This window comes from Dyadobacter sp. SG02 (assembly GCF_900109045.1).
Lineage (GTDB): Bacteria > Bacteroidota > Bacteroidia > Cytophagales > Spirosomataceae > Dyadobacter.
On sequence record NZ_FNYL01000014.1, the window covers coordinates 52,795 to 64,948 of the forward strand.

At 53.5% G+C, this 12,154-nt stretch carries 7 protein-coding genes; 1 reads left to right on the top strand and 6 read right to left on the bottom strand.

Annotated features, from left to right (window positions below):
- Positions 1 to 40: 40 nt before the first annotated feature.
- The 3 genes from BMW93_RS27350 to BMW93_RS27360 form a co-directional block, all read right to left on the bottom strand.
- Positions 41 to 3,199 (bottom strand): TonB-dependent receptor, encoded by a 3,159-nt coding sequence (locus BMW93_RS27350; RefSeq protein WP_090383977.1) that lies wholly within the window; start codon positions 3,197 to 3,199, stop codon positions 41 to 43.
- A gap of 397 nt (positions 3,200 to 3,596) precedes the next feature.
- On the bottom strand, positions 3,597 to 4,694 hold the full coding sequence (locus BMW93_RS27355; protein ID WP_090383980.1) for a sensor histidine kinase: 1,098 nt from the start codon (positions 4,692 to 4,694) through the stop codon (positions 3,597 to 3,599).
- 11 nt (positions 4,695 to 4,705) lie between these two features.
- Entirely contained in the window at positions 4,706 to 6,829 is a 2,124-nt protein-coding gene (locus BMW93_RS27360) for a xanthine dehydrogenase family protein molybdopterin-binding subunit (RefSeq protein WP_090384346.1), read from the bottom strand.
- 193 nt (positions 6,830 to 7,022) lie between these two features.
- Between BMW93_RS27360 and BMW93_RS27365 the strand changes: the two genes are divergently transcribed.
- Positions 7,023 to 7,895: an NmrA family NAD(P)-binding protein gene (locus tag BMW93_RS27365; RefSeq protein WP_090383983.1), complete on the top strand. Its 873-nt coding sequence runs from the start codon at positions 7,023 to 7,025 to the stop codon at positions 7,893 to 7,895.
- A 6-nt stretch (positions 7,896 to 7,901) separates the two neighbouring features.
- Here BMW93_RS27365 and BMW93_RS27370 read toward each other — a convergent pair whose 3' ends face one another.
- Genes BMW93_RS27370 through BMW93_RS27380 form a run of 3 tightly spaced genes read right to left on the bottom strand, consistent with a single transcriptional unit; the run spans position 7,902 to position 11,999 of the window.
- Positions 7,902 to 9,755, bottom strand: a complete 1,854-nt coding sequence (locus BMW93_RS27370) for a MutS-related protein (protein WP_090383986.1) — start codon at positions 9,753 to 9,755, stop codon at positions 7,902 to 7,904.
- A gap of 24 nt (positions 9,756 to 9,779) precedes the next feature.
- Positions 9,780 to 10,253, bottom strand: a complete 474-nt coding sequence (locus tag BMW93_RS27375) for a DUF1440 domain-containing protein (protein WP_090383988.1) — start codon at positions 10,251 to 10,253, stop codon at positions 9,780 to 9,782.
- Between the two features lie 30 nt (positions 10,254 to 10,283).
- Positions 10,284 to 11,999, bottom strand: a complete 1,716-nt coding sequence (locus tag BMW93_RS27380; RefSeq protein WP_090383991.1) for a hypothetical protein — start codon at positions 11,997 to 11,999, stop codon at positions 10,284 to 10,286.
- Between the last annotated feature and the right edge of the window lie 155 nt (positions 12,000 to 12,154).

Consider the following 12,154-nt stretch of genomic DNA (forward strand, 5'->3'; position numbering starts at 1 on the left):
CATGCACGGGGAGCCGGTTTTTTGTATTAATTCGAAATCATCAGAAAGAATAGCGCAGACCTACCTGGATCTGGTAAGGACTGCCGTTGAGGCTGGATACGCCCGCGCCTCTGTTCATCGTGTAGACGAACTCGTTTTTCGCCTTATCGAAGCTCTTGATCGTGTAGAAAGTCTGCTTGCCGAGGTTGGTACCTACGCCCCAGTCTTTGTTGAGCAGGTTGGTGAAGTTGAATACGTCGATCGACGCTTCGATAGCGTGCGTTTTGTAAATCTTGAACTTCTTACCCAAACGAACGTCGAATACGCCGTAGAAACCGTTGATACCGCCATTGCGCTCGGCCATTTTACCCGTATCCCTGAGGATATAGTCTTTCATGCTTTGCTCCGCCTCGGGGTTGTCGAGAATCGCTTTGATAGCCGTGCGGATGTACTCGGGCGTTGCGGAGCTGTTGTGGTCGTAAACAAAAGGCAAGTCGTTGGAAGAAACGAAGTCGCCGTTCATGTTACCGCTTACGGCGAGCGAGTAGCGCGTACCGCCGATGCCCGAGTAGCGAACGCCGAGTGTAACGCCCCAGAAGCTGGGTGCAGTACCGTACACAACTACCTTGCTGCGGAACTGGTTGTTGGCATAGTTCATGCGGCTCAGGTCGCGTGGGTCGTCGATCACCATCTGGTCGAGCGTGGCGGTGTTGGCCACGTTACCATTGTAGGACGTGTTGTCCTTCGCGTCGTTCCAGGTGTAGGAAGCGGTGATCTGACCATCGCGGAAATACTTGTAAGTACCGTCGATCACGAATGCGTACTGGTTTTTCTTGCCATCGCTCACGAGTTCGAGCACGCGGCCCACTTGTTTGGTCCGGCGGCTATTGAGCCAGTTGGTAGCACCGTTGCTGCTGTTGATGGTTTCGGCAGGAACATATACGCCACGGTTGGCCTCGGCTGCAATGCGGAAGAAAGGCTCGTCCACCATATTGCGGTCGATGTACATGTAGTTGTTACGTGCCCACGACGCGTAACCGCTGATACCAATGCGCAGGCGGTCGCTGAAAAAGTGGTTATACGAGAAATTGGTTTTGTATATCACAGGAACCTTCGCGTCAGGACTGTTGGTGTTGATCGTAACCAACCGCTCGATGCCCGGGTTGTCGAAAAGCTCTGCACCCGGCGCTTTGCTTGGGTCCTGGCGGTACAACGGGAAGTTGGGTGAGGGAACGAGGGCGCCCTGGATTTCAACCGAAGCCACTTTGGAACCGTCGAACAGCATATTGTTCACCATTGAATAAGGGTTCAATGCAGACCCGAAAACGCCGGCACCGAAACGGATCACGTCTTTGCTCTGCTCGTTCACATCCCAGGTAAACTGGACGCGAGGCTGCAATTGAAGCGTGTTGATGCGGTTGTTCGTTTTGATACCCAGCTCATCGAATACCACCTGGCTGAAATTCGCGCGGTTGAGGTACACGGTATTATCGAGACGCAAACCGGCGGTCATATCCAGACCGACGCCCAGTTTGGTATCCATTTGCGCATACAAACCAGTGCTCAATGATTTCACCTTGTTGCTCTGATCTTCATTCAGGTAAATTTCACGGGCGTAGCGGTAAGGTTTCAGGTTATTGAAATTATCCATTCCCGTAAAATAGAAACGACCGTTCATTTCGCTGCCATAACGCGAGTGCATCAGGTTGTACATCATGTCGATACCGAATGTGAAGTTGATTTTTCCGGTATTGTAATACAGGTTATCAACCGCCTGTACGACAGTTCCTTTGAACCATTCGGGTGAGAAACGCTGCCCGCCGATCTGGATCGTTGTCAGGTAATTGGTAGTACCGGCAGTGGATTCCACGTTTTCTACGATGGCACGCGGGATACCCGCAGAAGGAAGTTCGGGGCTGGGAAGTACCTGCACGTCCTCGTAGAAATGCTGTACTTTCAATTCGTTGACCACACGTGGGTTCAGCGTGGTACGGAGCGAAGCCATGAGGCTGTTGTCGAACTTCTTACGGTCGATGTACGACTCATAGAAGTTGATATTCGAGTTATCACCTTCCGAAAGGGCGTCGTTCTCGATCACCATATTGTTGCGGATCGTGAGAAGGTTTTTGGGGTTCAACTGCCAGTCGATACGGGCAAAAATCGCGTCGGTACCTTTGGCTTTATCGAATGCGCCGTACTGTGGGTTGCCCGAAACACCGTATTTGTCACGTGCAATACCCACAAAGCGTTCCAGGGTTGCATTGGTAACCCTGTTGGCCGCCTCGTCGGCAGGGCCGAGGATGTTCGCAATGTAGAGCGGACGCGAATCGGCCTGGTGGTCCCATGCCACGAAGAAATGTGCCCTGTCTTTGATGATCGGCCCACCGAGTGAAAATCCGTACTGGTAAGTCGAAAACTCCTGCGTTCTCTTGTTTCCGCGCAGGTCGTATTTGCTCGAAAGCGCGTCGTTACGCATATACGTGAACGCGCTACCTGAAAGCTGGTTGGTACCCGATTTGGTCACGGTGCTGACGGTACCACCGCCCGCGCGGCCCATGGTCACATCGTATTCGTTGGTTACCACTTTGAACTCGCGGATCGCTTCCATCGAAATCGAATAGGCACCTTGTGTGCTACCGCCGGCAACGGTACCGCGTGAAGTCATACCGTCGATCGTGTAGTTGGTCGAAGAAGCCAGCTGGCCGCCGAGGCTGCTGCCATTGGTTAATGGCGACAGTTCCATCAGCGAGGTGAAGTTACGGCCGTTTACGGGAAGGCGCGCAATGTCGCGTGCGGTAATGGGCGTTGAAGCACCCAATGTTACTACGGTGTTTTTGAGTGAGTTGGCTACTACGTCAATGGCTTTGAGCTCGTTCGCAGCGGCTTCCAGCGCGAAATTCAGGCGGAGCTGATCGCCCTGGTTCAATGCGTAACCGGTCTTTTTCTGCTCACCGTAACCGATAAACGACACTGTGACGGAGTAGGGCGAACCCAGGGGCAACTGCTTGATAATGTAATCTCCGTTGGCGTCCGTAACTGTTCCGGTGCTGAAACCGGTCGATTCGTTTTTGACAAAAACCGTGGCGCCCACAACCGGCCCGGCCTGCCCTTCGCTCACTTTCCCGACGATGGATGCCTCATTCCCCTGTGCCCGCGTTTCAGGGCTCCAAAGCAGGAGGAATGCGCATAGTCCGAGACATGCGGTAATTAATTTCATCATTTTTTCTGTTCGTTTGGTTATTGGTACTTCGTTCAAATGCTTTTTCAGGTGCTTAATCCAGCACTGTGGACGGAGCTGTGGAGATAGTCGGAGCATACCCAACCGGCGCCCGGCAGGCAAATGCAGAGACGGGCTGTTCCGGCGGGACACGTTCGAAAAAGGGCATGTGAACACATGCCGGTGCCGGACAGGCATCAGGAACAATGTCAGCTCAAAACAGTCGTCAAGCGTAAATGCCGCCTGATCGTATACGTATAGAGAAGGAAAGGTTGACCGCTAAATCCGGCACAAATGTAGGCGGGCAATGTTATCGTTCCGTTAAGGGGACGTTACGGTTGGGTTAACATTGCGAAACAAAATGAAAGTGTTTTAAATAAATGGAAATTTAAATAAAGAGCTATTGAAGAGCCAGGTGGGGAGCCGAAGCTACAACCTGCGGTGCGAGCGAAATGCGGAGGCTTACATGAAACGCGTCGTCGGTGTGCCGGATTTCGAGCGTATGGAGCCCGGGATAGATCAGGTCCAGGCGGCGCTGTACGTTTTTGAGACCGATACCGCCGTAATGCAATGCCTGCCGCGTCGCGAGGGGCGAGGTACTGTTGGAAACTTCAAATGCAAGCATATTCATTTCCAGGCGCAAACGGATTTCGATCCAATTTTCGCGGTCGTTGTCTTTGGAAATATGTTTGAAAGCATTTTCAACAAAAGTCATCAGAATGAATGGCGCAATGCCGGTACCGGCTGGAAAGTCGTCGGGAATATCGGTCGTGACCATTACGCCGCGGTTTTGGCGTAGTTTTTCGAGGGCGATGAAATTATGCAGATATGCGATTTCCTTTTCGAGCGGCACGAGCTCGTCGTTGCATTCATACAAATGGTGCCGCAGCAGTTCCGAGAACTTCGCCAGCGACGAAGACGCTGCATCCGGGTTTTTATGGATGAGGAAAAAGATAGAATTGATGCTGTTGAACAGGAAATGCGGGTTGAACTGGTATTTCAAAAAACGGAGTTCGGTTTCCAGTTTTTCCTTTTCCAGGAGCTGTTTACGTCGTTCCGTACTGATCCAGTTTTTGGTCAGTTTAATACTCATCGCCAGCGTGGTACTCGCCAGGGTGGAAGGCATCGCTTCGCCAAAAAAATAGAAGAAACAATTGGTATCCCTGCCAAAAAGCGTCTCCACCGATTGATGTGCCAATAATGCACTCACATAATAGCCCGAAACAATAGCCAGCGCCGTAGCCAGCAAGGTAATGCCCAGGTAACCGATGTACGATTTGAAACGCCCTTTTTCGAGGTATTTGGGAATGAGGTAATACAAATTGAAATACACCGCCACGGCTTGCAGCACGACATAAAAAACAAATTTGACGGCATAAGGTGAAAACAGAATGCTATGCGCGGCTTTCCACGGATTGCCCATCGCCACTACCCACCATAAATAATGGTAAGCGAGCCAGAAAGGAATATGGTAAAGTTTGGAAACGGCCTTTTGCATACCCTAATTTATCAAATATTGGAAAGCAACGGTAAATTTCTGATACGCTTGCCCGTAGCGGCGAAGAATGCATTCGCCAGTGCCGGGGCGATCGGCGCGACGCCGGGCTCTCCGGCACCACCCATTTTGCCGTCGTCTTCAATGATATGCACCTCGATGTCCGGCGCTTCTTCCATTCGCAGCATGCGGTAATCATGGAAGTTGCTCTGCCGGATAGCCCCTTTTTCGATCGTTATTTCACCAAACAATGCGGCGGTAAGGCCGTAAATGATCCCGCCTTCCATCTGAGCCCTGACGCCGTCCGGGTTCACCGCCAGCCCGCACGCGATGGCGCACACCACACGATGAACTTTCAGATTTCCATTCGAATACGATATTTCGACGACCTGCGCCACCACGCTGCCCATGGCCTCGTGGACGGCCACGCCTTGGAAATGTCCGGACGGAAGCGCATTGCGCCAGCCAGCCTTTTCGGCAGCGGTTGTCAATGCGGCGAGGTGCCGTAGGTGGCGGCCAAGCAATTTTTTGCGGTATTCGACCGGATCGTTTCCCGCCGCGAAAGCCAACTCGTCGATAACCGTTTCCATTACGAATGCCGTATGCGTATTACCCACGGAGCGCCAGGCCAGAACGGGAATATTGTTGGTAGTTGTGTGCAGCATCACGGTATGGTCGGGACAATGCGCAATGTAGGGCGAGCCGTTCACGCCGTCGACCGTGCTGTAATCGAGTCCATTGGGAGCAATGTCTTTTTCAAGGACCGTATTGGCAAAAAGCGATTGGCCCACCACATCGTGCTTCCAGGCAACGGGCATTCCCGCCGCATCCGTACCTACTTTGACCTTATGCAAATACACGGGCCGGTAATAGCCCCCACGAATGTCATCCTCCCGCGTCCAGATGAGCTTGATCGCCTCGCCGCTGGCCTGCGCAATATGTACCGCTTCCATCACCCAGTCGTTCCCGAACGAACCCCGCCGTCCGAAACTGCCGCCCATGGAAGGGGTGTAGAGCATAACCTGTTCGTCGCGGAAGCCCAGAAAGCGGATGACCTCCTCGCGGTGCAGGGAATTCGATTGCGTGGCTGTCCATATTTCACATTGGTCGGCAGATAGTTTTACCGTACAATTGAGGGTTTCCATCGGTGCATGCGCAAGATTGGGGAAATGAAATTCCTGCTCATAAACGGCATTCGCACGCGGCCAGGCGCTTTCTGAATTTCCTTTGTTTTGCACAGAAATGCCCTGCTGGCCAACCACTTCCCTGTATTGTGTGAATAGTTGCGAAGTATCGGGGTTGCTGATGCCCCGGGCATCCCATTCCACACGCAATGCTTTTCGTCCCTGCAAAGCTGCCCAGGTGTGATCGGCCACTATGGCTACGCCCATGGGCACTTGCACCACTTTGCGGACGCCCGGAACGCGCAATGCTTCCGAAGCATCGAAGGATTTCACCGCCCCTCCGAACACCGGACAGCGTTCGAGCACAGCGACAAGCAGTCCGGGAAACTGAATATCGATGCCGTATTTCGCTTTTCCATTCACCTTATCCGGCACATCCAGCTTCCGGGGCGAGTGTTTGAGAAGCTTCCATTCGTCCCGTTCGCGCAGCTTTACCTGGGGGACAGGAAGCCGGGCGGCGTCGGCAGCCAGCGAGCCGTAGCTCAGGCGGGTCGAGCCCGCCTGTACGAAACCGCCTTTCGTAACGCATTGCCCGGGCGCGATGCCCAGGCGTTGCGCGGCCGCCTGCACGAGCATCGTACGCGCAATGGCGCCCGTCGTGCGGTAGCGGTCGAATTCGGATTTGATCGTATCGGAGCCGCCGGTAGAAAGTACCCACATGCTTTCCACCGTGCGCGGACCTCCGATCACCCGGTGCTCCACGCGGATGCGGGTCCAGTCGCAATCCAGTTCCTCGGCGATCAGCATGGCGAGGGTCGTCCATATTCCCTGGCCCATTTCTACTTTGTTGAGGATGATCCGGATGGTGTCGTCGGTACCGATCCGCAGCAATGCATTGGGCGAAAAGTCCTGCGCGGGTAATGCCACCGCCATGGATTTGGAGGGAACAAAGAAGGAAAGGAGAAGCCCACCGGTTGCCAGCGTGGCCGTTTGCATAAAATCACGACGGTTCATAGGGGTATGCCAAAGTTCGTGCTGTAAAAGAATGGGGTGGAAAGTCCACGGGAAAATCGGTTTGACAAGTGGTACGTGAAAACGGATCAAATGCAGCATATGCCTCCAATGCAGGAAATGGCGAACGCGGCTGGTTTGATTTTTGATGTAACCGGAATTTTCAAATTCATCACAAACACTGAAACGCTAAATCATGGCACATATCATTCTGGGCGCGTCGGGCCGGGTAGGCTCCGCGGTCGTGGAAAAGCTTCTGGAACTGGATGAACCGGTGAAAGGAATTGTAAGAAATGAAGAGAAGGCCGAAGCGCTGAAAACACGCGGGGCGGACGCGGCTATTGCCGATGCGCATAACTTGCCGGCGCTGAAAGTGGCCCTTCGCGACGGCGATACGCTTTTTGCGCTGACTCCCGAGACCGGCAAAGAAGAAAATGTCCTCGGCGATACCAACGATATCCTCACCAATTACCGCGCAGCACTGGCCGCAGGCGGTATTCAAAAAGTGGTAGGGTTGTCGTCGATGGGCGCGCAGCACCGCGAGGGGACGGGTAACCTGGTAATGTCCTACATGCTCGAACATGCATTCGACGGCATGGGTATATCGCGGGTGTTCATCCGGCCGGCGTACTATTTCAGCAACTGGCTTGGTTACGTCGAATCGGCGAAGGAAAGCGGCGTGTTGCCCACTTTCTTTCCGGTCGATCTTAAAATCCCGATGATATGCCCGACGGATGTGGGCCATTTCGCCGCAGAAGTGTTGACCAATGGCGACAGCGACAGGACGATCTACGAGCTCTACGGCCCGGGAGCATACAGCTCGGCCGACGTTGCAAAAGCATTCAGCGAAGTATTGGGCAAAGAAATCACAGCACAGCAAATTCCCCGAAAGGATTGGGAGAAAACGCTGGATTCGATCGGGTTCTCTTCCGATGGCGTCCGCAATTTTGTCGAAATGACGGAGGCGGTTGTCAGCGGAAAATCGGGCCCCGACGGTAAGGGAACGATCCGGGCGCAGGGGAAAACGACGTTGGAAGAATTTTTGGAAGCAGCGGTTGAGCAGCCCTGACCGTTTTCAGGTGGCACTGATATCCGACAATATGCGTATCCCGCTGCGCTTCATCAATTCGCTGGCGTTAAAATCGGTGCAAATGCCCGGTGTAAGGCGGTAGTCGAACGAAATCTGCCCGTCGCTGATGACGCTGTTGAAACTGAAATTTTCGATGGTAAGGTCCTTTGTCAGTTTAGCCAGGTCGAGGTCGTGGGTGGAGATCATGCCGAATGCATTGAGCTCGCCCAACTGGCGGATGAGCGATACGCCGCCCCGGAAACGGTCCTGCGAATTGGTACCTTTGAACATCTCGTCGAGCAGGAAGAAAATAGGCTCGCCTTCGCCCACCAACCTGAGCAGTTGCTCGATCCGTTGCAATTCCGCGTAAAACGACGAGACCGATTCTTCGAGGTTGTCCTGCGTGCGCATGCTCGTGAATACGCGCAGGGGCGATACGCGTGCGTGCGACGCGCAGCAGGGCGCACCCGTGAATGCGAGCACAAGGTTGATGCCCACCGTTCTCAGAAAAGTGCTTTTACCAGCCATATTGGAACCGGTGATCATCGTAGTTGCACCACGACCTTGCATGGTGAAGTTGTTGCTGACCCGTTTCTTCTGCTTTAACAAAGGGTGTCCAACTGTCCGGAAATCAATCAGATATTGCTCGGTAGATATTTCGGGAAAGGTGTAGCCGGGATTGGAATAGGCGAAACCGGCAATACTCGCGAGTGCTTCCATTTCGCTCACCGCCGAGATCCACGGCCGGATATGGTCGCGGTTGCGCGATTTCCAGTCCTCGGTTTTCAGGATCAGGTGAACGTCGAGCAGCCACAGGTTATTCATCATACCATAAAATGCATTCTTGCCGATGGTATTGCGTGTTCCTTTTTGTTGGAACATTTCCAATATCCTTTTCAATGCACTGATTTCCGACGCAGCCGAACTTCCCGCATGTTTCAGTACAGCATGCAAATCGCGCAGTTTCTTCGCTCCAAACGATTGTTTTTCAACTGTTTCAATCAATGACTGGTATGCTCCCAGGATGCCGATATTGCGCTGGGTACTCAGTATAATGTGCTCTGAGGCCTGACTGAATTTCCGCAGGTAAACGGAGTTGACGACCAGCATCAACACCAACGGCAGCAAATGAATGCCGGAGAGCTCACGGAGGTGGAACAGGAGATAATAGAGGAAATAGGCCAGCGCAACGGTTGATACAATGCCTAACAGTACGCTGGTCGTCAGCAACTTTTTGCGCGAAGACAAGAACTGAACCGGTTCTTCCACCCATTTCAAAAGCAGTTCGTAGTCGCTTTTGGTGGATTCGAACTGCATACCCGAAACCTGGAACTCCTGCCGCCAATCAACTTTTGCGGCCAGTTCGCGCACGGCCACCTGGCGGTCGGTAATGGTTTCGTGCAGGGCGGCCGGGGCGGAGAGCCAGTGTGCCAGAAGTCGCGCGCCGGATTCGGTGGTGGTTCTGTTGAGCAGTTGAAACAGCGAGTGATGCCCGAAAACATCGAGGTCAGCGGCATAGTCGTGGTCGCGTTGCAGCCATTCGCTGCCGGTCGGAAAGCCAGAAAGGTCATTATCCATCCGCCGGAGCTCGGCTTCATTGATTTGGATGAAAAACCCCGCCCGCTTTTTCTCAGCGGTAATGCGGTTGTAGCTGCGCAACGTCACGGCGAACCAAACGGTACCGGCAATGGCCGTAATGGCGACGGGAACGATCCAGCCGCTGGCGGCGAACAGCATGATCAAAATGCCGGTGATGAGGAAGGCGGCCAGCCTCGTGAAGGAAAGCCTGCCGAGCTCGGGTACAAAACTGGCCGCCGCGCTTTTATATCCCTGTACTTTGTCCTGATATATTTCTTTCATTAAAAATCAATGTCAATTGGCCGGTCACTTCCGCGGCGCCGACACAATGTACGCAATCGGTATCCCCACGGCTAGAATCACGATCGCAATGCCTGTCAACGCGGCGCCGGGATCGGGGAGGGGCATGCCTTTGAATACGATCGGCAGCACACCGAGGTTCATTACCAGCCAGATGAAAATGCCATAGAGAATGCCGCTGAGCAGCTTTCTCCGGCGCAGGATGGGTAGACCCGGGTAAATGAGGTAATAAAAAGTGGAAAAAATAAAAGCGATCAGGAAATGCAGCAGCAAGCCGGTAATGATCATCGGCGTGCCCCCGGAATAGGCCGCTTTGCCGAAAACGCCGCTGGCAATCGACATGAGTATGCGTGCCGGGCTGGTTTTCTCCAATATCACGGCATACACCAGAAATGCCGCCAGGATGTCCAGCGTGCCTGCTACCAAAGTGGCGGATAAGATGGTATTCCGGCCTGATCTTCCGATTTTTAAAACACGCATAAACGATTCCGATAAGGTTGAACAGTGCTCTTACTTTATAAAGACAGAGCCTGCCGGAATCTGCTCGGCTTTCGCGAATGCACGTTCATATTTTGCCCTGATACCCGCCAGTTGCTTCGTTTTTCGCTGTGCTTTAAGGCTTTGCGATAACCCTACCAGCGACCAGCCATTGGACGGGTTGTAGATCAGGTCGTCGCGGTAAACTTTTTCGGCCAATGCCGGTTTCCCCGATTTCAGCAGGTATGCGCCCAGAAATTGGCGGGAAGGAAGCGGCCAGTCTTTTGGTTCGGTATAAATGAGTTTGTCTTCCAGTTTCACGGCTTCTTCCAATGCCGCGATGCCTTTTGCCTGCTCGTTGCGCGAAATGGCGACCACCCCTTCCAGTATCTTTTCAGCAATGGCCGCTATTTCAACCGGTGCATTGAACGGGATTCTCCGTTTGGTCAAAACCGGGTCCTGTCCTTTGATTTTCAATGCTGCAAGCCGGGCGGCGGCCGAATCCGGGCGGCCGGTGTTGGCGAACGCGACGCCTTTCGCAAAATCCGAAAGCAGGCTCGCGTAGGTCCATTTCGGATCGGGCGTGATGGAATCGGCGAGGATCTGCTGCCATTTGCCCATCCTTACCTGCGCCATTACCGGTAGCATGTACAGGTATTGGTCATAAGTAGTTTCGGGTTTGGGCGTCACACTCCGACGGACGCGTTGGGCGTAACGCATCGCGTCCGTGTACATGCCCGCGGTGAGCGCGCAGTAGGTTTGTACGGCAAAGTAATGCGGGGAATGCTTGCTAAGGGACAGGTTTTTGGCCAGCATATCGTAGTTCAGCAACGCGTCGTCGGCGAGGTTGTTCACTTCCACGCCTTCCGCGTACAGGCCATTGCGCTCGTATTCGTGGCTGGCCATATGCACCATGTGCGCAACGCCCGGAAGCAGGTCGCGCAGCGCCTCCGCGCTCGCGAGGGCCACTTCGGGGTGTTTAGATGCCTCGGTAAGGTGAATATGGTAATGCAATGCGGCCGGATGTTTCGGGGCCACTTTCAGCGCTTTTTCGCACAATGCTACCAGCTCGGGTGTCCAGGGTTTGGCAGTACCATCCTTTTTCCAGAAATCCCAGGCATGCATGAGCATTTGCGAGTCGATATAAAGCAGTTTGAACTCGTTTTCGTCGGGATAATCGGCTACGAGCTTTTTCAATTTGTCGGAATAAGCCTGGTTGAGTTCCGACCGTTTCGCGTCGGCGGGGTCGTCGGAATACCGGACATTCATCGCGTCGATCAGCAATTTTTCCTTTCCCGTGGCGTGGGCTGTGAGGCTATTCATTTTGTCCAGCGCCTGAGCTACTTCGGCAGGTTTGGTGTACAAATGGGCTGCATTATAATACGGCCCCATAGCCAGCGCCTGGCCCCAGAATGCCATCGCATTGGTAGAGTCGATCCGGCCTGCTTCCCGGAACGAGGCCAGGGCTTCCTTGAAGTGATAACCATAATACATATTCAGCCCCTGGTCGAAGTAAAACTGCGAGCTGTCGGAGCTGGTCGATACCTTGTATGAAAAGTCGCCCCATCCCGGCAACGCCACCACATATTTGCCGTTGAGCAGCGGCGCCTGCATACCTGGGTACGACGGCCCGCACACGGCGATCTCGCCGGAAGCAGCCGGGTAAGGTATCGTCTCCGGCGATCGGCGTTCGAATGCGACAAGGCCCGCCAGCAGCGACAGGGCGGCAATAGGTAGAATCGTTTTCATGAGAATATTTAAGGCTTCAATCCCAATATAGTGATTAAATTGCCTCTTTTCGTTGAAAATATCTTTAAATTGTACGAATAATGAGGTTAAGGACCGTGGGGAATTTTATGTCGACGTTTATTAAATATCGTTAGGGAAACTGTGCATCAGGTCAT